Origin of the sequence: Kribbella antiqua (genome assembly GCF_004345665.1) — a bacterium.
GTDB classification, from domain to species: domain Bacteria; phylum Actinomycetota; class Actinomycetes; order Propionibacteriales; family Kribbellaceae; genus Kribbella; species Kribbella antiqua.
This window is the reverse complement of record NZ_SLWR01000001.1, coordinates 451,184-475,139: the sequence shown is the minus strand read 5'-3', so window position 1 is coordinate 475,139 and position 23,956 is coordinate 451,184. Positions and strand designations below refer to the sequence as shown.

General features: G+C 68.5%; 22 protein-coding genes. 11 read left to right on the top strand and 11 right to left on the bottom strand.

Annotation, left to right across the window (positions count from 1 at the left end; translation table 11 throughout):
- Positions 1-2: 2 nt before the first annotated feature.
- Together EV646_RS02405 and EV646_RS02400 are read left to right on the top strand one after the other, a co-directional pair.
- On the top strand, positions 3-1,688 hold the full coding sequence (locus tag EV646_RS02405; protein WP_132143409.1) for a Mur ligase family protein: 1,686 nt from the start codon (positions 3-5) through the stop codon (positions 1,686-1,688).
- 36 nt (positions 1,689-1,724) lie between these two features.
- Positions 1,725-2,576 carry a hypothetical protein gene (locus EV646_RS02400; protein ID WP_132143407.1) on the top strand — a complete coding sequence of 284 codons (852 nt, stop codon included), beginning with the start codon at positions 1,725-1,727 and terminating at the stop codon, positions 2,574-2,576.
- Positions 2,577-2,619: 43 nt separating this feature from the next.
- Here EV646_RS02400 and EV646_RS02395 read toward each other — a convergent pair whose 3' ends face one another.
- From EV646_RS02395 to EV646_RS02360, 8 genes are all read right to left on the bottom strand, one after another.
- Entirely contained in the window at positions 2,620-3,789 is a 1,170-nt protein-coding gene (locus EV646_RS02395) for a Dyp-type peroxidase (RefSeq protein WP_132143405.1), read from the bottom strand.
- Between the two features lie 142 nt (positions 3,790-3,931).
- Positions 3,932-4,609: a DUF998 domain-containing protein gene (locus tag EV646_RS02390; protein WP_132143403.1), complete on the bottom strand. Its 678-nt coding sequence runs from the start codon at positions 4,607-4,609 to the stop codon at positions 3,932-3,934.
- A gap of 38 nt (positions 4,610-4,647) precedes the next feature.
- A complete protein-coding gene (locus tag EV646_RS02385; protein ID WP_132143401.1) occupies positions 4,648-6,231 on the bottom strand; it encodes an HD domain-containing phosphohydrolase in 1,584 nt (527 codons plus the stop codon).
- Between the two features lie 18 nt (positions 6,232-6,249).
- A complete protein-coding gene (gene cphA / locus EV646_RS02380) occupies positions 6,250-9,039 on the bottom strand; it encodes a cyanophycin synthetase (protein ID WP_132143399.1) in 2,790 nt (929 codons plus the stop codon).
- Entirely contained in the window at positions 9,036-10,094 is a 1,059-nt protein-coding gene (locus EV646_RS02375) for a cyanophycinase (protein ID WP_132143397.1), read from the bottom strand. The genes cphA and EV646_RS02375 overlap by 4 nt, the downstream gene beginning before the upstream one ends.
- A gap of 42 nt (positions 10,095-10,136) precedes the next feature.
- The gene (locus EV646_RS02370) at positions 10,137-11,432 is read right to left on the bottom strand and encodes a glycoside hydrolase family 16 protein (RefSeq protein WP_241995169.1); all 1,296 of its coding nucleotides are present in this window, start codon (positions 11,430-11,432) and stop codon (positions 10,137-10,139) included.
- 139 nt (positions 11,433-11,571) lie between these two features.
- A complete protein-coding gene (gene serB, locus EV646_RS02365) occupies positions 11,572-12,789 on the bottom strand; it encodes a phosphoserine phosphatase SerB (protein WP_132143393.1) in 1,218 nt (405 codons plus the stop codon).
- 27 nt (positions 12,790-12,816) lie between these two features.
- Entirely contained in the window at positions 12,817-13,551 is a 735-nt protein-coding gene (locus EV646_RS02360; RefSeq protein ID WP_132143391.1) for a hypothetical protein, read from the bottom strand.
- 62 nt (positions 13,552-13,613) lie between these two features.
- Between EV646_RS02360 and EV646_RS02355 the strand changes: the two genes are divergently transcribed.
- The 4 genes from EV646_RS02355 to EV646_RS02340 all read left to right on the top strand — a co-directional run bounded on the left by EV646_RS02355 (position 13,614) and on the right by EV646_RS02340 (position 17,145).
- Positions 13,614-14,396: an ABC transporter ATP-binding protein gene (locus tag EV646_RS02355; RefSeq protein ID WP_132143389.1), complete on the top strand. Its 783-nt coding sequence runs from the start codon at positions 13,614-13,616 to the stop codon at positions 14,394-14,396.
- 73 nt (positions 14,397-14,469) lie between these two features.
- On the top strand, positions 14,470-14,985 hold the full coding sequence (locus EV646_RS02350; protein ID WP_132143387.1) for an NfeD family protein: 516 nt from the start codon (positions 14,470-14,472) through the stop codon (positions 14,983-14,985).
- A gap of 160 nt (positions 14,986-15,145) precedes the next feature.
- Positions 15,146-16,300, top strand: a complete 1,155-nt coding sequence (locus tag EV646_RS02345; RefSeq protein WP_132143385.1) for an SPFH domain-containing protein — start codon at positions 15,146-15,148, stop codon at positions 16,298-16,300.
- A 98-nt stretch (positions 16,301-16,398) separates the two neighbouring features.
- Positions 16,399-17,145: a sulfite exporter TauE/SafE family protein gene (locus EV646_RS02340; protein ID WP_132143383.1), complete on the top strand. Its 747-nt coding sequence runs from the start codon at positions 16,399-16,401 to the stop codon at positions 17,143-17,145.
- Here the strand turns inward: EV646_RS02340 and EV646_RS02335 are convergent.
- Positions 17,129-17,779: a TetR/AcrR family transcriptional regulator gene (locus tag EV646_RS02335; RefSeq protein ID WP_132143381.1), complete on the bottom strand. Its 651-nt coding sequence runs from the start codon at positions 17,777-17,779 to the stop codon at positions 17,129-17,131. The genes EV646_RS02340 and EV646_RS02335 overlap by 17 nt on opposite strands.
- A 50-nt stretch (positions 17,780-17,829) precedes the next feature.
- On the opposite strand from EV646_RS02335, the gene EV646_RS02330 reads away from it, so the two are divergent.
- Positions 17,830-18,783 carry a quinone oxidoreductase family protein gene (locus EV646_RS02330; protein ID WP_132143379.1) on the top strand — a complete coding sequence of 318 codons (954 nt, stop codon included), beginning with the start codon at positions 17,830-17,832 and terminating at the stop codon, positions 18,781-18,783.
- 17 nt (positions 18,784-18,800) lie between these two features.
- The gene (locus tag EV646_RS02325) at positions 18,801-19,235 is read left to right on the top strand and encodes an organic hydroperoxide resistance protein (RefSeq protein ID WP_132143377.1); all 435 of its coding nucleotides are present in this window, start codon (positions 18,801-18,803) and stop codon (positions 19,233-19,235) included.
- A 3-nt stretch (positions 19,236-19,238) separates the two neighbouring features.
- Here EV646_RS02325 and EV646_RS02320 read toward each other — a convergent pair whose 3' ends face one another.
- Positions 19,239-20,111 carry a helix-turn-helix domain-containing protein gene (locus tag EV646_RS02320; RefSeq protein WP_422386684.1) on the bottom strand — a complete coding sequence of 291 codons (873 nt, stop codon included), beginning with the start codon at positions 20,109-20,111 and terminating at the stop codon, positions 19,239-19,241.
- A gap of 147 nt (positions 20,112-20,258) precedes the next feature.
- On the opposite strand from EV646_RS02320, the gene EV646_RS02315 reads away from it, so the two are divergent.
- The 3 genes from EV646_RS02315 to EV646_RS02305 all read left to right on the top strand — a co-directional run bounded on the left by EV646_RS02315 (position 20,259) and on the right by EV646_RS02305 (position 22,908).
- Entirely contained in the window at positions 20,259-20,558 is a 300-nt protein-coding gene (locus EV646_RS02315; protein WP_132143375.1) for a GNAT family N-acetyltransferase, read from the top strand.
- The gene (locus EV646_RS02310) at positions 20,555-21,085 is read left to right on the top strand and encodes a YbaK/EbsC family protein (RefSeq protein WP_132143373.1); all 531 of its coding nucleotides are present in this window, start codon (positions 20,555-20,557) and stop codon (positions 21,083-21,085) included. The genes EV646_RS02315 and EV646_RS02310 overlap by 4 nt, the downstream gene beginning before the upstream one ends.
- A 239-nt stretch (positions 21,086-21,324) precedes the next feature.
- Positions 21,325-22,908: an MFS transporter gene (locus EV646_RS02305; RefSeq protein ID WP_199236754.1), complete on the top strand. Its 1,584-nt coding sequence runs from the start codon at positions 21,325-21,327 to the stop codon at positions 22,906-22,908.
- A 3-nt stretch (positions 22,909-22,911) separates the two neighbouring features.
- Here EV646_RS02305 and EV646_RS02300 read toward each other — a convergent pair whose 3' ends face one another.
- Positions 22,912-23,853 (bottom strand): alpha/beta hydrolase, encoded by a 942-nt coding sequence (locus EV646_RS02300; RefSeq protein ID WP_132143371.1) that lies wholly within the window; start codon positions 23,851-23,853, stop codon positions 22,912-22,914.
- Between the last annotated feature and the right edge of the window lie 103 nt (positions 23,854-23,956).

Sequence of the window (23,956 nt, the reverse complement as noted above, 5' to 3'; positions counted from 1 at the left end):
GGTTGGCCACATCTCTGGTTGAGCTCCGCGTCCTGGACGGTGCCAACCTCTACTTCAGTCGTGCCGCCGTCAAGCTGACGCTCGACGTCTCGGCACTGGTCGACGCCCCGGCACCCGCCGCGAAGGCGTACGCGCAGGCTCTCGGTCTCGGCGCGACGCGTCCCGGACGGATCGGCTCGGGCTTCCGGCAGCGGTTCGCGATCCGCGTCGCGGGTCACGTCGTACGACGGATCGCCCGCGAGGCCGGCATCGGTCGAATCGGGGTCCGCGTGCGGCCGGAGTCCGACGTACACCGGCTGGTTGTGGCGTTCCCGTGGGCGCATGAAGGCCGGGCGCGGGCACTCGGAGCGGCGATCGTGGAGGTGCTCGACGCCTTCGGCTCCGAGGACCTGCCCGAGCTGGTCGCGACGGTCGGGGACCGGGTCCGCAACGAGCCGGCCGGGAACCCGCCGCCGACCCTGCGGCCCAAGGTGCCGGTGGTCGCGGTGACCGGGACGAACGGCAAGACCACGACCTCGCGGATGATCGCGCACATCGGTCGCGCGGCCGGTCTGCACGTCGGCTGGTCCAGCACGGACGGCGTCTACTTCGACGGCAAGCTGGTCAAGTACGGCGACTTCTCCGGACCGAGCGGCGCCGGGCAGGTGCTGTCTCAGCCGGGCATCCAGCTCGCGGTGACCGAAACCGCCCGCGGCGGCATCCTCCGGCGCGGCGTCGGCGTGGCGTCGAACGACGTGTCGGTCGTCACGAACGTCACCGCGGACCACCTCGGCCTCGGCGGGATCGACACGATCGACCAGTTGGCCGAGGTGAAGGCGGTGATCACGCAGATCACCCGGCCGCGTGGGTGGTGCGTCGTGAACGGCGATGACCCGCGGACGTTCGCGATGCGGCTCGGGTCGCCCGCGAAGTGCTGGGTGTTCTCCCGCGATCCCGACTCGCCGTCGATCCGGACCGTGCTCGACGAAGGCGGTCGCGCGACGACCGTGCTGGACGGCTTCATCACCGTCCTCGACCAGGCCAGTGACCCGGAACCGCTGGTGAAGGTCGTCGACGTACCAATGACTCTGTCAGGTCTGTCGCACTACAACGTCGAGAACTCGCTGGCCGCAGTGTCTGCGGCGCTCGGGCTCGGGTTGCCGCGGGCGGCGGTGGTCGAGGGGCTGACCACGTTCATACCGAACGAGAACAACCCCGGCCGGATGAACATGTACTCGCTGCGCGACTTCACCGTGGTGATCGACCTCGCCCACAACGAGGCGGGGCTGGAAGCGCTGATCGAGATCATGAACGGCGTCCGGGAGCCGGGCGGACGGTTGCTGCTGGCCATGGGCTCACCGGGCGACCGGGCCGACGAGATGGTCTCGGCACTCGGCGCGATCGGTGCGCGGGCAGCCGACCGGGTGATGATCGGCCACAAGACCGAATACTTGCGCGGCCGGCCCCCGGAGGAACTCGAGGCGGTGTTCCGGGAGGGTGCCGCGTCGGTCGGCGTGGACGACGTACCGGCGCACCCGACCGAGCTCGCGGCGGCGCAGGCGCTGGTCGCGGAGGCTAAGCCCGGAGACGTGGTCGCGGTCATGTCTCTGCAGGATCGGGCGAGTCTTGACGCCTGGTTGCGGGCCGAGGGAGCTACCGTCGACACACCGGAGACCTTGAAGGCCAAGGTCGAACGAGCTCAGCACTAACCCTCGGCCGCCCGCTGAGGGCTGGATCGAGGTGTCATGCGCTACCTGTGGTCGGTACCGTCCGCGGTCGTCGCCTGGTTCGTGGCGGGATTCTCCGTCACCTATCTGAAGGGACTCCCGGACGGTACGACGCTGTTCGTCCCGCCTCGGCTGGACCTGCTCGTGCTCGGCGGCTTCGCCGGGGGAGTGCTGGCGGGTCTGCTGGTGCAGCGGATCCGGATCACGGTGCCGCTGGTGCTGGTCGTTGCCGTGGGCATGTGGTGGCTGAGCGGAAATGCCTTCAGCGACAGGGACTTGCTGATCACGTTGCTGGCAGCAAGCGCTGTCGGCGGTCTGTTCGGTGCTCTGGGCACCCGAAGTTCGGTCGTCGCCGCCTTCGCGCTGGCCGTGCCGGTCGCCTGGTACGCGTTGCGCCCGGCCAACCAACTCGAGGACTGGCGTTGGCTGTGGCAACTGAACGGCCTGCTCGTCGGCGCCGGCCTGGCGCTTCTTCTTTACCTCGCCTGTTGGAAACGTGGCTGGCGGTCGGCGTACTACTGGTTGCCGCTGGCAGGGATCTATCTGGTTGCTTTCGGCATCGTCGAGGCGGTCCGGACTCTTGCGCGGGCTTCCGGCCAGCCGATCGACAAGGTCGGCGACGCCGCGACCGCTGCGTTCTTCCAGTCGTTCGAGCCGGTCCTGCGGGAGTACTGGCCGTGGCTGGTGCTCGCCGTACTGCTGGCGATTCCGATGGTCGCGCTCAAGCTCCGCGCCCTGCCGCCGCCACCGCCGCCGCCCGATCCGTACGCCGACCGCTCGAACGACGCCGTACTGTCGGACGATCTCGACTGGATCGACCGGGAGGAGCCGCAGCGCCGGCTCCTCCCGCGGCGGGACCCGGTTACCTAGCCGGCGCCGCCGTCGCGCAGTTGCAGCGTGGCAGGGTGACAGGTCAGCCGAGAAGTTTCTCCCCGAGCCAGCCGCCCGCTTGGAAGCCGGGTGGGAGGGCGAAGACGGCGGAGCCGATGGTGGTGGTCCACTCGTTCAGGGCGTCGGCCGCGTCCAGGCGCATCAGGAGTGGCAGGAATTGGCCGGCTACGTCGGCCTGGTGGCTGAGGAAGATCAGGCCGGACTCGCGGGCGGCGCCGCTGTCATGGACGTAGTTGAGGCCCTTGCGGAAGATCCGGCGCCCGTCGTTCTCGGTCGGGTGTGACAGCCGGGCGTGGGCGTTCTCGGCGATCACCGGGCGCCCGTCGGAGTCCTGCGCTTCCAGGTCGAGTTCGTCGTGTTCGGCCGCGCCCGTCAGTGGGGCGCCGTTGGACAGCTTCCGGCCGACCGCACGCTCCTGCTCGGACCGGGTGAGCTCGTCCCACGTGTCGAGGTTCATCCGGATTCGCCGTACGACGAGTGTCGTACCGCCGCGGAACCAGTCCGGACCGTCGGACGACCAGACCGTGCTCTCGAACTCCGGCGTACCGACGGCCGGGTTGCCGGTGCCGTCCACTTGGCCGAAGAGGTTCCGCCCGGTGACTGGTTGCCCGTCGGAGCCGGTGCCGTTCCAGAACCCAGTCTGGCGCCAGAGCGGGGTCGCAAAGGACTTCGCGTCGGCCACTAGTCGTCGTACGGCGTGTACGACGCTGACCGCGTCGTCTGGGCCGACCATGACCAGCAGATCGCCGCCGGACCAGGCGGGGTCGAGCCGGTCGTGCTTCATCACCGGGAGGTCGTCGAGGCCGCCGGGCTTGTTCCCGGTCAGCGTGAAGACGCGCGGGCCGAAGCCGACGGTGGTGGTGAGGGCGACGTTGGCGATCGCCAGTTCTGGGGCGGTGTCGCCGGGCGCGGGACGACCGGAGCCGAGAGCAACAATGTCGCTGCTCCATAACCGCATCAACCGCCCGAGCGCAGCCTTGTCAGCGTCCTTCCGCAACGTGAAAGCAACCAACTCGGCATGCTTCGGCGCAGGCGAGGAAATCCCAGGCTGATGATCGCCGTACGGATCGATGACCCTGGCAACGGTCGGCTTCGGCTGATCCTTGTCCAGGGCAACCACAGCACCGGCGGAGACGGCCGCACCCGCGGCGGCCGCTCCGGCGAGTCCGAAGAACTGTCGTCGGGTGGTCACTTCGCAGTGGGTGTCGGGGTTGGGTGGTAGTGCTCTTCACTGGTCCGGGTAGCAGGCTGCTCGGTGGATCCGCAGGCGGAAAACAACACAACGGCCAGCATTGCCGTCAGCAACTTCATCTTCACGGACCGTCCAACGACCTTCATCCGGCCCGAGTTCCGATTTTCAGCAGCCGGGCGGACAGAATGACGCGACAGGGGAACAGCACCAGCAGGATGACCGCTCGCTGAGCCACACCGGCCCAATCGTGGAGCGGGGCATCGTCCGGAATCACCAGCGTGCCCATCACGACGGCGGAGGCCATCGCCACCACGCCCGCGATGAGGGCGTACGTCGAGAGGTCGCGCCAGCGCTGATCATGCGCTATCCGCCGGGACAGGACGACGAGCGCGATCGCGCTGCTGTTGAAGAACACGAAACCTCCGACGACGTGCCCACCCGGGTCATAGGTCGCTCCCGCGGCGTCCTCACGCAGCGGGAAGACCACGCCGGCGCAGACGAGAGCGATCCCGCTCAGGAACAGCAGTGCCGGACCGGCGATGCCTCGCTTCGTGGGTTGCAGGCCCCGGTGAAGCCCGATCCCGCACAGGATCGTGAGCAACCCGAAGACCACGAAGTTCGCCTGCTGGATCCAGCCGTTGGGCCCGGCTTCCAGGGCGCTCACCGGTTCCGAGAACGGGTCGTACTCGTCCCGGCGAAAGGCTTCCTGGGCCAGAAAGGCCGCGGTGAAGAGAACCGGCCCGACGACGCCGGCCCAGCCCGCCGGCCTGATCAACGCCGACGAACTGACGCCGCTCGATGCGATTCGTGTGGTGTTCATTGCCGCCTCCTTGCCGAAATGCACCTTCGGCAACGACGCTACGAGCGGCCGTGAGACCCCGCGATCGGGAATTCTCCCCATCGGATCAGCCCGTGCTCCATGGCGAAAAGCGCGGCGGCGGCCCGGCTGGACACCCCGATCTTGGGGTAGGCGTTCTGCAGGTGGCGATCGGCGGTCTTGACCGAGATCCCAAGCGTTCGCGCGATCTGCTTGGTCGGCAGGCCACGCGCGAGCAATGCGACGACCTCGATCTCGCGATCGGTCAGTCCGGCCGGCCGGTCGAGACGGCGGACCTGATGCCCGGCCGCGGCCAGCACCGCATCGGCACTCGCCGCATCGAGCCGCCCCGCACGAGCCTCCGCTCCAAGTACGTCAGCAGCTTGTGTGGGCGTCAGCGCCTCGCGGTACGGGCGCGGCTCGGTCATCGCGTGATAGGCGTCCGCGGCGGCGAGTAGCCGGGCCGGGGGCGTCAACGCGGCTGCCGTCGTACCCCGGTGGTAGCCGGAGCCATCGAGCCGCTCATGGTGGGCCGTCGCGACCGGCGCGATGGCCGCGAGGAACGGCGACCTGCACAGGACTCGCTCCGAGTGGTACGCGTGCAGGCGGACTTGCTCGCGTTCGTGCTCGGTCAACCGTGCCGACTTCTGCCAGATGCCCGTCGATACGCCGACCCGTCCCACGTCATGAACCAGCGCAGCCCTCCGCAACGCCACCACCGCGGCTTCGGACAAGCCGTACAGCCGGCCGGCCGAGGCCGCCAGCTCGGCGACCCCGGACGAATGCCCCACCAAGTACGGCGAAATCAGGTCGGAGAAGTCGGCGATCGCCGCCAGCGCGTCATCGATCGCCGTCCCCGCCAAGGCCGGTCTGCCACCAGGTTCGCGGTCGAGCACCTCGGACCATGCGGACGTGTCGTCGTCGAAGGCCAGGATGTCCTCGGCCTCGTCGGCCAGCAGGTGGGCGATCCGCGGGTCGAACGCATGCCCGGCGCGTTCCCGGGTCACTCCAGCGGCGTACGACGTACCGCCCACCAACTGTTGGAAGATAGCGTCGCGGGCGACGTGCATGATGCGCAGCGGGAGCGGGATGTCTTCACCCCGCAACCCGTCGGGCTGACCCTTGCCGTCCCACCGCTCGATGAGGGACCGGAACAGGTCGCGCACCGACGCAGGTAGGCCCAGCCGGTCGGTCAGCATCACCGCCACTTCACAGAGCGCGGTGATGTGCGCCTGATGTCCCCGAATAGCCCGCGGCAGTCGGCCGGCGATCCGCAGCGTGTTGCTCGCCAGACCGGCGTCTGGATCCGCCAGCGCGTGCATGATCCCGGTGACGATCTGCAGTGGCGATCCGAACGCCACCGGGTTGAAGTGCGAGAACAGCGCGCCCTCGGCGAACAGCTCGGCGCTGAGATCCGCATCGGCAGTGCAGCCGATGTAGAACAACAGGCACCCGTAGTACGCGTCCGACGCCGTACCGGAGTCGACGTCAAGCCGCTCAGCCAGCCGCAGAGCGACCAACGTGCTCTGCAGCCCGTGCTCGAACGGCAGCCCGACCCCGAGATCCGTCGCCAAGGACAGCGCTGCGATCACCTCGGCTGTACGGACGCGGTCATCGCCTCCCACAGCTCGAATGTACGACGGTCAGTCGTCGAGCGTCTCCTCGTCGGGCTGGACGAAGTCGGGGTCGCCGCCTTCGTCGCCGGAGCGGGCGCCGGCCTGGGCGAGATGCGAGACGGACTCGAGTTCGGCGAGGACCGACTGATGCTGGTCGACGCACAGTACGACGAGATCGCCGGGGTTGGACCGGGACAGGGCGTTCCGGATCGCGTCCAGTTCGTCCAGCACGGTGTCGACCTGGCGGCACCGAGCGCCCTTCTCCATCGCAGCCCGGACACCTGCGGCTACCAGGGCCGCGGACTCGCCTGCCTTGCGACCGCGTAGCCGGGCGTCCTCGCGCGCGATCACGACGTCGAAGTGCTGGGCCGCGACCTCACCCAGTTCGCGGATGTCGTCGTCACGGCGGTCACCGGCCGTCGCGACCACGCCGATCCGGGACGGCCGGCCGAGCTCGGACGACGCGCTCAGGCTCTCGCCGAGCCGGTCGACGAAGTCGCCGAGCATCCGCATCGCGGGCGCGTTGTGGCAGTAGTCGACGATCACCGTCCGGCCGTCGACGTCGATCTCGTTCAACCGCCCGGGGGAGAGGTAGTACGACGTACTGAACGTGCGCAGGCCCTGACGGATGTCGTGCAACGGCGCACCGGCGGCGAAGGCGGCAGCGGCCGCGGCCATCGCGTTCTGCACGTTCATCATCGCTCGCCCACCGAACGTTGCCGGCAGCAAGTGTGTCCAGGCCAGCTGCATCGACCGGCGGCCATGCTTGACCACGATCATGTCGCCCAGCTCGGACCGCTCCAGAACGACGGCCCGTCCACCCCGGCGGCAATGCCCCTCGATGTACTCGCGCACCTCGCTACCCGGCTCGGCCATGCTGAACCACACCACCTGGCCGGAGCACTTCCGCCGCATCTTCCGCACCAACGGGTCGTCCGCGTTCAGTACGGCGTACCCGGTCCGCGGCACGGCCTCGACCAGCACCGCCTTGACGTCGGCGAGCTGCTCGAGCGTGTCGATGCCACGCATGCCGAGGTGGTCAGGCTGGATGTTCAGTACGACGGCGATGTCGTTGCGCTCGTAGCCGAGACCTTCGCGCAGGATCCCGCCCCGCGCCACCTCGAACACGGCGAAGTCGACCCGCGGGTTCTGCAGAACCATCCGGGCGGACTTCGGCCCGGACGCGTCCTGGCGGATCACCAGCCGCTCGTCGATCACGATGCCGTCGGTCGAGGTCATCCCGACCTTGCGGCCCATGCCCTTGAAAACATGGCTGATCATCCGCGAGGTGGTGGTCTTGCCGTTCGTACCGGTGACCGCGACGATCGGGATCCGGCTGGTCGCGCCCGGCGGGAACAGCATGTCGACGACCGGCTTGGCGATGTACTGCGGCTCGCCGATCGTCGGGTTGGTGTGCATCCGGAACCCCGGTGCCGCGTTCACCTCGCAGATCGCGCCGCCGGTCTCGCGCACCGGCTGGGTGATGTCGGGGCAGATGAAGTCGATTCCGGCGATGTCGAGCCCGATCATCCGGGCCGCCTCCTCGGCGATCTCGACGTTCTCCGGGTGCGCCTCGAAGGTCCGGTCGATCGAGATCCCGCCGGTGGACATGTTGCCGGTAAGGGTGAGCTTCACCATCACGTCTTCCGGCGGTACGTCGTCCAGCTCGAAGCCCTGGCTGCGGACCAGCTCGCGGGCGGCGTTGTTGATCGTGATCCGGGTCAGGATCTTCTCGTGCCCGACCCCGCGGCGCGGGTCGGCGTTGGTGATGTCGACCAGCTCGGCCACCGTGTGGACACCGTCGCCGACCACGTGCGCCGGGACGCGTTCGGCGATCGCCTCCATCCGGCCGTTGATGATCAGGCAGCGGTAGTCCTTGCCGGTGACGAAGTTCTCCACGATCACGAACCCGCGGCGGGACTGCTCGGCCGCGATCGGGAAGGCTTCCCGTACGGCGGCCGCGTCCTGCAGGTTCAGGCAGACACCCCGGCCGTGATTGCCGTCGAGCGGCTTGCACACCACCGGGTAGCCGATCTTGTTCGCGATCGTGACCGCTTCGTCGACCGTGCGTACCGACTCCGACCGCGGCACCGGCAGGCCGGCGGACGCGAGCAGCCGGGTGGTCAGGTCCTTGTCGCTGGCGATGTCGACCGAGATCGACCCGGTCTCCGACGTCATCGTGGCCCGGATCCGCTTCGCGTGCACGCCCTGCCCGAGCTGGACCAGGCTCGCCTTGTTCAGCCGGATCCACGGGATGTCGCGTGACACGGCCTCGTCGACGATCGCCTGGGTCGACGGGCCGAACGCCGTACGCTCGGCCTGCTTGATGAACTTCTCCAGCTCGGTGGTGAAGTCGAATGCCGGATCCGGCTGCACAAGATGGTTGACGAACCGGACCGCGAGCTCACCAGCGGCCAGCCCTACCGCCTCATCGGCGTACGCGTAAGTGATGTTGTAGCGGCCCGGCACGCCCTTGACCTGGCGGGTCTTGCCGCGACGCATGTCGTGGCCGGCCTCGTGCTGGAGTTGCAGCGCGACGTGCTCGGAGATGTGGCCGAGCCAGGTGCCTTCGTGCAGCCGCTCGATGAAGCCGCCCTTACGGCCGCGCGAGCAGTGGTGCTGGTCGAGCCGGGGCAGGTGTTCGAGCAGCTTCTCGGTGAAGCCGGGGATGGCGGTCGACGGGAAGTTCTCCAGCGAACCGAGATCGACGACGAGGTGGATGGCGGGGTCGTAGCTCCATACGTTCGGACCGCGGTAAACGCGGGTCTCGATGATCTTGAGGTCAGGGGCGGGGGTGCCAGTGATGTCGGTGGTCATTCGCTTCCACTGTCTGATTGCGTGCGGTCGGGGGTGTCGAGTTCGGCGCCGGCCGTGATCGGCTCGGTCGCCTCCGGTCTGGACTCCCCGGCGGCCGCGGGACGTTTCGTCGTACGCCGTCCCGCCCGCTTCTTGTGCTGCTCGTAGTACCTGGGAGATACCCCCTCCGCCGCGATCTCCTTGGCCAGCTTGCGCAGGTCCGCCTCAGCGGCCTCCAGTACGGCGATCTCCTCAGCCGGCGGCTGCGGTCCGTATGACAGCAGGACGCGGTCCCGCAGGTCGAAGGTCGCGGTCGCAGGCAGCACGTGCAGTACGACGCCCGACGCAAGGATCGGCTCGGATCGCTTGGCGTAGTGGGCGTTGGAGGTGATCCGGCTGCCGTCGAAGATCGTCACGGCGCCGCGGCCGACGACCTCGAGGTGGGTGCCGCGGACGACTGCCGCGGTGTCCTCGTCGACGCCGATGCCGAGGAGTCCGGGGGACTGGGCGACCAGCGACAGCAGGCGGCCGTAGCGGTTCCGCTGGGCGAAGTGCTGGTCGACGATCGCGCCCTGGAACAGGCCGAGGCCGTTGGACAGCTGGCTCATCCGCTGCCGCGGGGTCGCGCCGGACCGGCCGAACGCGATCATGTGCTCGGCCAGGATGCTCGCGCCGGCCGACGTACCGCCGACGGCCGCTCCTCGCGCGTGGGCAGCCGTCACTGCGCGGCCGAACGCCGTACCAGTGACGACTCCGGCCAGCTTGAGCTGGTTGCCGCCGGTCATGAAGATGCCGGTGGCGTCGTTCAGCGGCTCGAGGAAGGCCGGGTCGTCGGCGTCCTCCCGGTTCTCCGGGCGGACGCCGACAACGCTCTCGGCGCCGAGAGCGGCGAACAGGGCGTGGTACACGTCGACGACGTCCGGGCCGAGCGAGGACGCGGTCGGGACGACCACGATCCGCGCCTTCGACCCACCCGCGGCCTCGACGAACTCCTGCAGCACCGTCCGCTTCTTCAGCTTGTCCTCGGCGCCGCCGATGGCGAACAGAGCTCCCGGCCCGGCCTGCTGTTGAGACATACGCGAAGGATAAGTGCTGGCTCCGGGCGGGCCCGCAATCGGTCAGTGTCCGAAGGTGAACCAGTTCAGGTTGACGTAGTCGGCGGGCTGGCCGCTGGTGAAGGTCAGGTAGACGTCGTGGACGCCGGTGACCGAGGTGATGTTGGCGGGCACGGTGCGCCAGGACTGCCAGCCGCCGGTGTTGGCGATGGCGAAGCTGCCGATCGCGGCGTTGCTGCGGCTGTCCAGGCGTACTTCGACCAGACCGCTTACTCCGCCGGCGGCACCGGACGCGACGCGGGCGGCGAACTGGGTTGCCGCCGTACCGCCGAAGTCGATGCCGCGGTAGAGGGCCCAGTCGCCGTTGCTGATCTGCATGAGGTTCTGGCCGCCGCCGGTGTCGGTGGTGGTCTCGACGCCCATGCCGGACTGCTGGCCGTACGACTCAGCCTGCAGAGTGCCGTAGGCGCTGCCGGTGGGCGGGGGAGGCGTCGTACCGCCGCCCTTTGAGGTGACTGCGACGTAGTCGACGATCATCGGTACGTTCGGCGCGGTCGAGGCGCGCGGGGTCGGGCCATTCAGGGCATCCGGGAAGGCTCCGCCGATGGCGAGGTTGAGCAGGATGAAGTATCCGGCGTGTGAGGTCATGTTCGACCATGTGTCGGCGGGCAGTTGGCCCTGGCTGATGGAGTGGAACTGCTGGCCGTCGACGTACCACCTGAGTTGGTTCGGCGACACGCTGGTGTCCCACTCGAACCGGTAGGTGTGGAAGCCGGCCTGACAGGTCAAGCCTGGGCACGCGCGGCTGGCGCCGAGGCCGGTGGTCTCGTTGCACGGGCCGCCGGGGTTCACGCCGCAGTGCAGCACGCCCCAGACGGAGTTGATCCCGTTGACGTTCTCCATGATGTCGAACTCGCCGATGCCCGGCCAGTTCCAGTAGTTGCCGCGGTACGGCGCTCCGAGCGCCCAGAACGCCGGCCAGTAGCCGAGGGCGGCGTCGCCGGTGACATTGGGCATCTGGATCCGGCTCTCGATCGCGAGTACGCCGCCGGCCGGTGGCTTGAAATTGCTCCGCTGGGTCTCGATCCGGGCCGATGTCCAGTTGCCGGCCGCATCACGCCGGGGCGTGATGCGGAGGTTGCCGGTGCCGTCGAGCGCGAGGTTGCTGGTGCTGTTCGTGTAGTTCTGGATCTCGCCGGTGCCCCAGTTGGTGGGCCCGCCGGGGTACCCGTGCCCGGTGTCGATGATCCAGTTGGCACTCGACGGCAGCGTGCCGCTGGGCCCGTCGAAGTCATCGCTCCAGACGGCGGTCCAGCCGGCCGGAGGCGTCGGCACGCCGGCCTGCGCAGCAAGTGGCACGACAACCAGTATCGGAGCAAGCAATGCGGTGACAAGGGGGCGGAAACGCATGTCGACCTCCAGGGATTGGTGAGTCCATGGGAGCGCTCTCATGCCAAAGTGTCAACACCTCGTCACCCTCCGGATCAGCGCTGCAGGGTCAGGTGGGGGTCTCGGCGTCGGCGGCTTCTACCTCTTCGCGGCTGATGCCGAGGAGGTAGAGGATCGTGTCCAGGTAGGGGACGCTCAAGTGGGTGTCGGCGGCCGCGCGGACGACGGGTTTGGCGTTGAAGGCGACGCCGAGGCCCGCCGCGGCGAGCATGTCGAGGTCGTTGGCGCCGTCCCCGATCGCGACCGTCTGGGACAGCGGCGTACCGGACTGCCCGGCGAACCGCCGCAGCGCCGTCGCTTTCCCGGCCCGGTCGACGATCTCGCCGACGACCCGGCCGGTGAGCTTGCCGTCGACGATCTCCAGCTCGTTCGCGGCGGCGTAGTCGATGCCGAGTTCAGCGGCGAGCTTGTCGGTGATCTGGCTGAAGCCGCCGCTGACGATGGCGAACTGGTACCCGAGCCGCTTCAAAGTCCGTACGAGCGTACGAGCGCCGGGCGCAAGCTGGATCGCGTCGTACACCTCGCCCAACGCGGTCGCCGGCAGACCCTCGAGCGCGGCCACCCGGTTCCGCAACGACTCGGCGAAGTCGATCTCACCGCGCATCGCCTGCTCGGTCACGGCGGCGACCTCCTCGAGCCGGCCAGCGTGCCCGGCGAGCATCTCGATGACCTCGCCCTGGATCAGCGTCGAGTCGACGTCCATCACGATCAACCGCTTGGCCCGCCGATACAGACCACCTGCCTGTACGGCGACGTCGAGACCCTGCCGCACACCCTCCAGCGCAAGGACGGTCCGCAACGCCTCGGGATCGGCACCGGAGACAGCGATCTCGATCGCGGTGACCGGATAGCGCGCCATCCGGCTGATCCGGTCGATGTTCGCGCCGGTGTCGGCGATCCGGCCGGCGATCGCGGCCAGACCGGCGGCCGGGAGCGGATGACCGAGAACGGTCACCTGGCTGCGGCCCTTGCGCCGGGGCTCGTTGTCGCCGATGCCCTTCTTGACCGAGATCTCGACGTCGAGGACGGTCTCGAGCGCCTTCAGTTCCTCTTTGAGGTTCTTGTGATCGCGCGGCTGGGACACCAGCACGCCCAGCACCAGTCGACCCCGCAGGACCACCTGTTCGGCGTCGATCACTTCGAGCCCGCGGGTGGCGAGCGTCGAGAGCACCGCGGACGTCAGCCCCGGCCGGTCGGTACCCGTCAATGTCACCAGCAGCGTCGGCCGATCAGCCGACGACATCTCAACCTCACCCTGTCCTGTCATGGCAGGACGAACGCTACCCAAGCCGGGTCAGTCGCGGACAGGCGGTCCACATGCCGCGACCAGGGCGCGACGGGCGGCCGCGGCGAGGTCGACGAGAGTACGGCGACGGGCGTCGGCTTCGGCACCGGTGACCGCGGCGCCGTCGTCCTCGAGTGCGGCGTCGGCGATCGCGAGCAAGCGCCGGGCGGTGGCGGCCGTCTTGACCGCCCGCGGTTGGTAGCCGGGGGCAAGGTCGTCGTTCCGGCCGCTGCCGATCCGGCGGATGTCGATCAGCGCGTCCGCGACCTCCGGCTTCCACCGTGCGACGTCGAGCGCGGCCAGCGATTCGGCCGCTTCGATCAACGCCAGCCGCAATCCACGATCGGCCTCACCGAAGTCGGCCGGCAGCGGACTCGCCGCCGACATCACCGTCCATTGAACGGCCGGACCGACGTACGCCGGAACGAGCCCCAGTTCTGCACCGGTCAGTACGACGGCCTCGCCTGACTCCAAGGCGGCCTCGTTGAAGGTCGGTGGCCCAGCGAGCCCGATCGGATCGCCGGGGATCGGCAGCGCGAGGTGTGCCTGCGTCGCGCCGGCCGCGCGCAGCAGGTTCAGCGCCACCGGCAATGTCGCCGGCGCCGGATGCGCGGCCAGGCCCGCGACATGGTGACCGACGTCGTCGCCGAGGATCTTGTGTGCGGCGGTGTCGGGGTCGCAGGCGCCTGTCAGCATCGCGTTCGTCCAGACCGTGAACCGGACGGAGGCGGAGGTGGTCAACACGCCCGCAAGTCTCTCACCACCCGAAGGCGACCCGCGGAGAGTGACCCCGTAGGTTTTGGGGCATGACTGCTGTGGTGGAGCTGGCCGGGGTGTCGGTCGTCCGGGGTGAGGCGCGGCTGCTGGACGACATCGACTGGACCATCGACGAGGCCGACCGCTGGGTGGTGATCGGGCCGAACGGTGCCGGCAAGACCACACTGCTGCAGATCCTGGCCGCGCAAATCCACCCGACCGGCGGCGTCGCCGGACTTCTCGGCGAAGTGCTCGGCGCGATCGACGTCTTCGAGCTCCGGCCGCGGATCGGGCTCACCAGTGCAGCACTCGCCGACCGGTTGCCGCGGGGCGAGCGGGTGTCCGACGTCGTGGTCTCCGCGTCGTACGCCGTACTCGGTCGATGGCGTGAGGAGTACGACGAACTCGATCACCAGCGGGCCAAGGAGTTGCTGGCCGAGCTCGGCATCGCGCACCTCAGTGATCGCACCTTCGGCACCTTGTCCGAGGGGGAGCGGAAGCGGGTGCAGATCGCCCGCGCTCTGATGACCGACCCCGAGCTGATGTTGATGGACGAGCCGGCCGCCGGCCTCGACCTGACTGGCCGCGAGCACCTCGTCCGGTCCCTCAGCGCGATCGCGACCGCCGTCGGTTCGCCCGCGATGGTCCTCGTCACCCACCACGTCGAGGAGATCCCGCCGGGCTTCACCCACGCGCTGCTGCTGAAGCAGGGCCGCATCGTCTCGGCCGGCCCGATCGAGCAGGCCCTCACCGCCCAGACCTTGAGCGACACCTTCGATCTGGCCCTCTCGCTGAACCACGAAGACGGCAGGTACACCGCCCGCGCCCTCTGAGCCAGGGATCCATCGCACCGCGGGGCGCGTCCAAACATCTGCTTGGAGGCCCGAACGTGGATAGGCTTGGCAGATGATGGATTGGCTGCGGGACAATATGTGGGCGGCGTGGCTGACGATCGCCGCCGTCCTCGGTCTGGCCGAGTTGGCATCGCTTGACTTCACCCTGCTGATGCTGGCCGCCGGTGCGCTCACGGCCGCTGGGGTGGCGGCCGTCTTCCCAGGCCTGTTGTGGCTGCAGATCGTGGTGGGCCTGGTGACCGCGGCCGCGATGCTGGCCGCGATCCGCCCGATGATCGTCCGCAAGATCCACCACGGCGGCGAGCTGAAAACCGGCTCCGCGCACGTCATCGGCCGCACCGGCACGGTGGTCAAGGAGATCCACCCCGACGGTGGCGGTTCGATCCGTCTCGGCGGCGAGCTCTGGACCGCCCGCCCGTACGACGAGGTGTCGACGATCGCGCCGGGGACCCGCGTCGAGGTGATGTCCATCGACGGCGCCACCGCGGTCGTCTATCCGGTCAGCGACCCACTCCATCACGAGCTCAACGCCCCCGAGCCGAAGCCCACCGATCCACCCCAGAGCTGACCTCCGGTTGGGTTGGGCAACGGCCGCAGTACTGTCGAATTGAGGGACGGCGGAAGTACCTGCTCGATCAGGTAGCCGACGCGCCGGGAACCGGTACGTCGGGTGGACCGTCGATAGGAAAGACTGTCCGTCCTGAGGGTTCATTCGAGTGGAGGGTCACGTGACCGGGTTCCTCGTAGTGCTGGCACTGGTCGCCTTACTGGTGATCGTCACACTGATCAAGTCCGTCCGGGTGGTGCAGCAGCAGACCGTCGGGATCGTCGAGCGGTTCGGCAAGTTCAAGACCGGCCTGCAGCCGGGCCTGAACCTGCTCACCCCGTTCGTCGACAAGGTCCGCTACACCATCGACATGCGCGAGCAGGTGGTCGCGTTCCCGCCGCAGGGCGTCATCACCGAGGACAACCTGATGGTGTCGATCGACTCGGTCATCTACTTCCAGGTGAACGACCCGGTCCGGGCGACGTACGAGATCTCGAACTACATCCAGGCGATCGAGCAGCTGACCATGACGACGCTGCGGAACATCATCGGTGGCATGGACCTGGAGCAGACGCTGACCAGCCGTGAGGAGATCAACGAGAAGCTCCGCTACGTGCTGGACGAGGCGACCGGCAAGTGGGGCATCCGGGTGAACCGGGTGGAGTTGCGCTCGATCGACCCGCCGCCGTCGATCCAGGACTCGATGGAGAAGCAGATGCGCGCCGACCGCGACAAGCGTGCCGCGATCCTGACCGCCGAAGGTATGCGGCAGTCCGCCGTACTGTCGGCCGAAGGTCAGAAGCAGTCCGCGATCCTCACCGCGCAAGGTGACAAGGAGTCCCGGATCCTGCGCGCGCAGGCCGAGCGGGAGGCGCGGATCCTGAAGGCGCAGGGTGAGGCGCAGGCCATCACCACGGTCTTCAACGCGATCCATGCCGGCAAGCCGGACCAGGGCCTGCTCGCATACCAGTACCTGCAGATGCTGCCGTCGATCGCTCAGGGCGACGCGAACAAGCTGTGGATCGTGCCGAGCGAGATCGGCGACGCGCTCAAGGGTCTTGGCAGTGCCGTCGGCCAGGTGGCCGGCATCCCGGCCAAGGCCGAGGGCACGTGGCAGGCGCCGGACTTCGGCAACGGCCAGGTGCCGGAGGTCGAGAGCGCGGCCGCGCCGGACGCCGCCGTGGCCGAGGCCGACAACGCCGTCGCGGAGGCGATCGCCGCGGCGCAGAACGCCGCGGTCAGCACGCGCAGCCAGCAGCAGACGCCGCCCGCGGTCACCCAGACCCCGGAGCCCCCGGTCGCACCACCGTCGGCCGAACCGCCGCTGGAACGCTGAGAACACAAAGAGCCTTCCCTTCGGGGGAGGCTCTTTGCCTGTTCAACGGACGGACGGATGAGCGGGCCTGTGGGTCAGGTGCGTAAAGTCTGGCAGCGATGACATGGTTCGAGGCGCTGTTCGTTCTGGCGGCAGGGATCGGCGCGGGCACGATCAACGCTGTGGTGGGTTCGGGCACCCTGCTGACGTTCCCCGCGTTGCTTGCCATCGGCATCCCTCCGGTGATCGCCAACGTCAGCAACACCATCGGCCTGTCACCTGGTACGGCGGCCGGCGCGATCGGCTATCGCCGTGAACTGGAAGGACAGCGCGGCCGGATGGTCCGGCTGGTCCCGGCGTCGTTGCTCGGCGGTGTCGTCGGGGCAGTGCTGCTGCTGACCCTGCCCGACTCCGCGTTCCATGCCGTCGTACCGGTGCTGATCCTGCTCGGGTGTGTGCTGGTCGCGTTCCAGCCCTGGTTGTCGCGCTGGATCAGCGTGCCGTCGCACCATCACCGCGGCGCGTGGTGGGTGCTGCCCGCGGTGTTTGCCACTGGCATCTATGGCGGGTACTTCGGCGCCGCCCAAGGCGTGCTGCTGATGGCGATCCTTGGCCTCGGCCTGGACTCGAACCTGCAGCGGATGAACGGATTGAAGAACGTCCTGGCCACGGTCGTGAACACGATCTCCGCGGTGCTGTTCATCGTGGTCGCCGACGTGAACTGGCTGGCTGCCGGGCTGATCGCGGTCGGCTCGACCATCGGCGGTTTCCTCGGCGCGCGCTACGGCCGCAAGCTGCCGCCGATCGCGTTGCGCGGACTGATCGTCTGCATCGGCATCGTCGCCATCGTCACGATGGTGTTCTGACCTGCAGGCCGGCCAGCAGTAGATCCAACCCGTAGTCGAACTGCTCGTCACCGCCTGTCGTCCGGGCCAGCTCCGGCGCGAGCTCCACCACGGTCGGGAACTCCCGGGCCGACAGTGACTCCATCGTCATCCGGAGTCGCCGCCAGGCCTCCGGATCACGGCGCTCGGCCGCCATCTGGATCTCCCACGACGTTGCCCCCAGCACGTAAGTGAACAGGGTGGTATGCGTCCGCGCCGCCGTCTCCGGATCGAACCCGGCGTTCCGCAGTACGCCGAGCAGGCCTTCGGCGACGCGGGCGGTCTCGTGCCCACTCAACGGCCGACTCGCGAGTAGTTGCGCAAGGCAAGGGTGCTGCAGCATCAGCAGCCGCAGGGACCGGCAGACCGCGCGTACCTGGTCGGGCCATGGCGCGTTCGACGGTACGGCGGGCAGCAGCGCCATCAGATGGTTGCGCACAGCGTCGTACAGGTCGTCCTTGCTGCGGAAGTAGGTGTAGAGCGCCATCGGCCCGACACCGAGCTCGGCCGCCACACCGCGCAGGCTGAACGCGTCGGCGCCCTTCGCCTCCATCAACTCGAGCGCGGTCCGCACGATCAGCTCCGGGCTCAACGTGTTCCGCGGTGTCCTGGCCATGTGACGCAGCTCCCTTCGACATCCATAACGTACAGTGTATAGTACGGTGTATGCGAGCCATTCAGATCACTGAGTTCGGCGGGCCAGAGGTCCTCAAGATCAGCGACGTCGCGGACCCGGTCGCCGGTGCGGGACAGGTCCTGATCACCGTCGATCGCGCCGGCATCAACTACGCGGACACGCACCAGGTCGAGAACTCGTACCTCTCCAAGACCGAGCTCCCGTTGGTCCCGGGCGGTGAGGTGGTCGGGCGGACCGAGGACGGTCGGCGCGTGGTGGCCCTGGTCGGATCCGGTGGGTACGCCGAGAAGGCGGTGGCGCATGCGCCGTACGCGTTCGACGTCCCTGAGGGTGTCAGCGACGGTGACGCGCTCGCGCTGGTGTTGCAGGGCACGACGGCCTGGCACCTGTTGAAGACGTCGACGCATCTCCAGCCTGGTGAGTCCGTGCTCGTGCACGCCGGTGCCGGTGGTGTCGGGTCCCTCGCCGTACAGCTGGCGAAGCTGTGGGGTGCCGGCCGGGTGATCGCGACCGCGTCCAGCGAAGAGAAGCGCAAGCAGGTGCTCGAGCTCGGCGCGGACGCGGCGATCGACGGCGAGCCGGAGGGCCTGAAGGACCGCATCCTGGAGGCGAACGGCGGCAAGCCCGTCGACATCGTGCTGGAGATGGTCGGTGGACCGACGTTCGACGAGTCGTTCGCGGCGCTGGCCCGGTTCGGCCGGCTGGTGACGTTCGGCGCGGCCTCGCGTCAGTCCGCCGCGGCGATCGACCCGACCCGGTTGATGAAGGGCTCGAAGACGATCGCCGGGTTCTGGCTGGCCGACTGCTTCGCCAATCCCACTCTGCTCGGCGACCCGCTGGCCGAGCTGTTCGACCTGACCGCGTCGGGCAAGCTGCGCCCGATCGTCGGTGGCGAGTACGCCCTCTCCGAGGTGGCGACCGCCCATGAAGACATGCGAGCCCGCCGTACCGTCGGCAAGCTCGTGCTCGACCCCACCCGCTGATTCTGGAGAAGACTGTTATGACGATCGCAGTAGAGAAGGTTCTGTACACCGCCCGCGCCACTGCCCACGGTGGTCGTGACGGCAAGGTGGCCACCGACGACGGCAAGCTCGACGTGCTCGTCGTGCCGTCGGCGGAAATGGGTGGCAGCGGCAACGGCACCAACCCGGAGCAGCTGTTCGCGGCCGGCTACGCGGCCTGCTTCCACAGCGCGCTGAAGCTGGTTGCCCGTAAGGCCCGCCAGGACTCCGACGGCTCGACGGTCACCGCCCAGGTCGGCATCGGCCCGATCAACGGTGGCGCCGGCTACGGCCTGGAGGTCGTGCTCGAGGTGAGCCTGCCGGGCATCGACGACCGCGCGGCCGCCGAGGAGCTGGTGGCCAAGGCACACGAGGTCTGCCCGTACTCGAACGCCACCCGCGGCAACATCAAGGTCGACCTCAAGGTCGCCTGAGCGTCAATCCATGCGAGCGAGGGCTTCCTTCAGGAGGCCCTCGGTCTGGGAGACGGGTGCGGCCGCGATCGTGAGCCCCTCCATGATCGCGACGTACTCGTCGACCTCTTCCAGCTTGTCGAGGTACAGCGCACTGGCGGCGTGCTCGATGTAGACGATGTCCGGCAGGTCGCCGTCCGGGAACCGCAGGATGCTGAACGCACCGCCCGCGCCCGGGTAACCGACGCTGCTGAACGGCATGATCTGCAGCGTGACGTTCGGCTCCTGGGCCCACATCATCAGGTGCTCGATCTGCTTGCGCAGGATGTCGTCGCCGCCGACCGGACGACGCAGTACCGACTCGTCGATCACCACCCAGAGCCGGGCCGGATGCGACGACCGGGTCAGGATCTGCTGCCGCGTCACCCGCAGCTGGACCCGTTGCTCGATCTCCTCGGCCGGTAGATACGACTTGCCCAGCTGTACGACGGCCCGCGCGTACTCCTGGGTCTGCAGCAGGCCCGGGACGAACATCACCTCGTACGTCCGGATCAGCGTCGCCGCGACCTCCAGGCCGACGTAGTTGTTGAACCAGGTCGGCATCACGTCGCCGTACCGGGACCACCAGCCGGGGTTGTTGGCGGCCCGCGCGAGCTCCATCAGCCGGGCGCGTTCCTCGCCGTCCTCCAGGCCGTAGAGCTCGAGCAGGTCGCTGACGTCGCGCTCCTTGAACCCGACCCGGCCGAGTTCCATCCGGCTGACCTTGGACTCCGAGGCGCGGATCTGCCACCCGGCATCGGCACGGCTGATCCCGGCCGACTCCCGCATCCGCCGCAGCTGTCCGCCGAGCATGATCCGGAGAGCGGTCGGTCCGCCGTCACCACCCGCCACCGTCACCTGTCATCCAACCCTGTTGTCGAACCCAGTCGCCCAACCCCGCCACCCGTGCACACCCATTTCAGCCCGCGATGCTACCCCGTGTCCACGACCAAGCCGGATCGGCGCACCGGCGGGCTGTCAGTGGGGCTGGCTAGAGTGACGAGCATGGAGAACGAGATCAGCGTGGTGGACTCCCGCGAGCGGAGCCGGTACGAGGCGCTCGACGGCGACGGCAACCTGATGGGCTTCGTCGATTACAAGCTGTATCCCGGCGTGATCGCCTTCTTGCATGCCGAGACGCTGCCGGAGTACCGCGGTGGCGGCGTGGCGGGCACGATCGCGGAGAAGTCGCTCGACGACGCCCGGGCCCTCGGGCTGCGGGTCAAACCGGCCTGCCCGTTCTACCAGGAATACCTCGAGGAACACCCCGAGTACGCCGACCTCGTCAAGCGAGCCGGCGAATGACCGCTCCAATGCTGGGCAAGCTCGACTGGCAGCCGGCCGCGGAGGTGCCGGAGTTGCTGGCAGCGCCGGTTCGCGACGGCCTCGGATCGCTCGAGGCGTATGCGGCGGCGATCGACCCCGGGCTGGCCGACACAGCCGCCTTTTGCGCGGAGTACGACGTACCGATGGCGGCGTCGGCCAACTGCGTGATCGTGCACGGCAAGCGGGCCGGTGAGTCGACGTACGCGGCTGTGATGGTGCTAGCGACCGATCGGGCGGACGTGAACGGGGTGATCCGCAAGCATCTCGGCGTCCGGAAGATCTCGTTCGCCGCGCAAGACGACGCGGTGAGCTCGACGGGGATGGAGTACGGCGGGATCACGCCGATCGGGCTGCCCGCGGACTGGCCCGTGCTGGTGGACGAGGCGGTGGTACGGGCCGCCCTGGTCGTCATCGGCAGCGGTGTCCGTGCGTCCAAGCTCGTCGTCGACGGCGCTGACCTCGCGAAACTGCCCACGGCCCAAGTCCTCGACCTGGCGTCGTCGTGAAGTACGCACTGGTGATCAGGCACGACTAGGACCACTCCTGGTCCCCACAGGACGTCGACGCGCTGATTCATCTGGACTGGCCTGCGGCCTCGGGCTGCTGTCACCACGGAGCTGGCAATCGTGTCACCACGGAGCTGGCAATCGTGTGACATTGGGTTTGGAGTTCGTTACTCCCGGGGTACGGGCCGAGATGGTGTGTCTTTCCGGGCACATCCGGAACACAGGCCGGGAGGAGCGGCATGAGCACAGAACACGCGTTGGAAGAAGGACGGGCGATACCTAGTCTCGTGCCGGCCCGGATGGACCGGCTGCCGTGGACGCGGTTCCACTGGATGATCGTCGTCGGGCTCGGCGTCTCCTGGATCCTTGACGGACTGGAGATCCAGCTGGTCTCCCTGGTCGGCAACGTCCTCAAGGAGACACAAACCCTGGGCCTGAGCACGGCCGAGGTCGGGCTGCTCGCCTCGATCTACTTGGCCGGTGAGGTGGTCGGTGCGCTGGTCTTCGGCCGGCTGACCGACAAGTGGGGCCGGCGCAGCCTGTTCATCATCACGCTGCTGGTCTACCTGATCGCGTCGGGTGCGGCCGGCCTGGCCTGGGACTTCTGGTCGATCGCGCTCTGCCGGTTCGTCGCCGGGATGGGCATCGGCGGTGAGTACGCCGCCATCAACTCCGCCATCGACGAGCTGATCCCGTCGCGGTACCGCGGCCGGGTCGACATCGGCGTGAACGGCACCTACTGGGCCGGCGCGCTGATCGGCTCCGCGGTCGGCCTGGTGTTCCTGAACGAGAACATCATCCCGATCGAGTGGGGCTGGCGGCTGTGCTTCCTGATCGGTCCGGTGATGGGCCTGATGATCATCTACCTGCGCCGGCACATCCCGGAGAGCCCGCGCTGGCTGATGACCCACGGCCAGGTCGAGCGGGCCGAGCGGACCGTCGACGAGATCGAGGAAACGGTACGGCGGCAGGGCGGTGAGCTGCGCGCCGTCCGCGAGGACGAGGCGATCGCCGTGATCGACTACCCGCCGGTGACGTACCGCGAGATCGCCCGGGTGATGCTGCGCGACTACCGCAGCCGGTCCTTCCTCGGCTTCTCGATGATGGTCACCCAGGCGTTCCTCTACAACGCGATCTTCTTCACCTACGCCCTGGTGCTGAAGGCGTACTTCGGCCTGAACGACTCCAGCATCGCGCTCTACTTCTTCCCGTTCGCGATCGGCAACCTGGCCGGTCCGCTGCTGCTCGGCCACTTCTTCGACACCATCGGCCGGCGCAAGATGATCCTCGGTACCTACTCGGTTTCGGCGGTCGTACTGTTCATCACTGCGCTGCTGTTCAACTCCGGCGCGCTGAACGCGGCGTCGCTGACCGGGCTGTGGTGCGTGGTGTTCTTCTTCGCCTCAGCCGGTGCGTCATCGGCGTACCTGACCGTGAGTGAGATCTTCCCGATCGAGCTGCGTGGTCAGGCGATCTCGTTCTTCTTCGCGATCTCGCAGCTCACCGGTGGCGTCATCGCGCCGTTCCTGTTCGCGTCGCTGATCGGCGAGGGCGACCATCCGGCCCGCGGTCCGCTGACGGTCGGTTACATCATCGGCGCCGCGGTCATGCTGATCGGTGGTGTCATCGCCTGGATCTTCGGGGTGGACGCTGAGGGGAAGTCGCTGGAGAACATCGCCAAACCGCTGTCCGCGCGCGAAAGCGCGGGTGCGACCAGGTTCCAGGGGCCGACGCCACGGCTGCCGAGCACCGACGTCCAGGGCCGCCGCATCACCCCGGTCCGGCCGGAGGCCGAACAGGGGGAGCGGCAGTCTCCGGAGTAGGGATTAGCTGAGCGCCCGGCGGAGGGCGGCCAACTTGTCGGCCTCCATCCGCTGGGTGACGGCCGCACCCCTGACCATGGAGCAGCCGTGGAATGTCCCCGGGTAGTGGTGCACCTCTGTGCTGACGCCCGCCGCGAGCAGGCGCTGCGCGTAGATCAGCCCTTCGTCGCGGAGCGGGTCGAACTCGCAGGTCGCCACGTACGCGGGCGGCAGACCGGTGAGATCCTCCGCCCGCGACGGAGCGGCGTACTGCAGCCCGAGCTTCTCGGGGTCGCCGGACAGGTAGTACTTCCAGCTGAGTACGGCGGCGGGACGGTTCCACAGTGGGGTGTCGACGAAGTTCGTCATCGAGTCGGTGTCGAGGCGATCGTCGAGCTCGGGAATGTCGAGCATTTGGAAGCAGAGCGCGGGTCCTTGGCGGTCCCGGGCGAGTAGTGCGACGGCGGCCGCGAGACCGCCACCGGCGCTCTCGCCACCGACGGCGATCCGGTCGCGGTCGACGCCGAGCTCGTCGGCATGCGCGGCGAGCCACTCCAGGGTGGCGTAGCAGTCTTCGAGCCCGGCCGGGAACGGGTGCTCCGGAGCGAGCCGGTAGTCCGGGGCGACGACCACCGCTCCACAGGCCGCGGCGATGTCGACCGGAGCCTGCTCGAACATGTCGATATCACCCAGCACGAAGCCACCGCCGTGGATCTGCACGTACCCGGGCCGCGGCGAGTCGCTCGCGTCGGTCGGTGCATACATCCGCGCGCGGATGGCGGGGGCACCGTCGCGCCCCGGGATCGACACCTCGCGGATCGCGATGCCGTCCGGTACCTCGACCGGCGGCAGGTGGCCGATCAGCTCGTCGGACTGCGTCCGACTGGCGACGATGTCGGCCAGGTCGATTTCCGGCAGCATCGCCAGCCAGGGCTGGAGTTCGGGGTCGATCGGGTAGTCCGTCATCGCGCTGTCTCCTTGCTCGAGGGTGAGTCGAGCATGCGTTTCCACCATGTCACGCCACAGCCGCCATCCGGCGGGTATCCGTGGTGTTGATTCCGCCGCCTGG

What these genes read in the sequence shown, in the direction of transcription:
- EV646_RS02350 (WP_132143387.1), top strand. Translation starts at nt 14,470, where the DNA reads ATGATGGATTGGCTGCGGGACAATATGTGGGCGGCGTGGCTGACGATC.
- EV646_RS02390 (WP_132143403.1), bottom strand. Translation starts at nt 4,609, where the DNA reads ATGAACACCACACGAATCGCATCGAGCGGCGTCAGTTCGTCGGCGTTG.
- EV646_RS02340 (WP_132143383.1), top strand. Translation starts at nt 16,399, where the DNA reads ATGACATGGTTCGAGGCGCTGTTCGTTCTGGCGGCAGGGATCGGCGCG.
- EV646_RS02300 (WP_132143371.1), bottom strand. Translation starts at nt 23,853, where the DNA reads ATGACGGACTACCCGATCGACCCCGAACTCCAGCCCTGGCTGGCGATG.
- EV646_RS02315 (WP_132143375.1), top strand. Translation starts at nt 20,259, where the DNA reads ATGGAGAACGAGATCAGCGTGGTGGACTCCCGCGAGCGGAGCCGGTAC.
- EV646_RS02400 (WP_132143407.1), top strand. Translation starts at nt 1,725, where the DNA reads ATGCGCTACCTGTGGTCGGTACCGTCCGCGGTCGTCGCCTGGTTCGTG.
- cphA (WP_132143399.1), bottom strand. Translation starts at nt 9,039, where the DNA reads ATGACCACCGACATCACTGGCACCCCCGCCCCTGACCTCAAGATCATC.
- EV646_RS02305 (WP_199236754.1), top strand. Translation starts at nt 21,325, where the DNA reads ATGAGCACAGAACACGCGTTGGAAGAAGGACGGGCGATACCTAGTCTC.
- EV646_RS02335 (WP_132143381.1), bottom strand. Translation starts at nt 17,779, where the DNA reads ATGGCCAGGACACCGCGGAACACGTTGAGCCCGGAGCTGATCGTGCGG.
- EV646_RS02330 (WP_132143379.1), top strand. Translation starts at nt 17,830, where the DNA reads ATGCGAGCCATTCAGATCACTGAGTTCGGCGGGCCAGAGGTCCTCAAG.
- EV646_RS02310 (WP_132143373.1), top strand. Translation starts at nt 20,555, where the DNA reads ATGACCGCTCCAATGCTGGGCAAGCTCGACTGGCAGCCGGCCGCGGAG.
- EV646_RS02355 (WP_132143389.1), top strand. Translation starts at nt 13,614, where the DNA reads ATGACTGCTGTGGTGGAGCTGGCCGGGGTGTCGGTCGTCCGGGGTGAG.
- EV646_RS02375 (WP_132143397.1), bottom strand. Translation starts at nt 10,094, where the DNA reads ATGTCTCAACAGCAGGCCGGGCCGGGAGCTCTGTTCGCCATCGGCGGC.
- EV646_RS02325 (WP_132143377.1), top strand. Translation starts at nt 18,801, where the DNA reads ATGACGATCGCAGTAGAGAAGGTTCTGTACACCGCCCGCGCCACTGCC.
- serB (WP_132143393.1), bottom strand. Translation starts at nt 12,789, where the DNA reads ATGACAGGACAGGGTGAGGTTGAGATGTCGTCGGCTGATCGGCCGACG.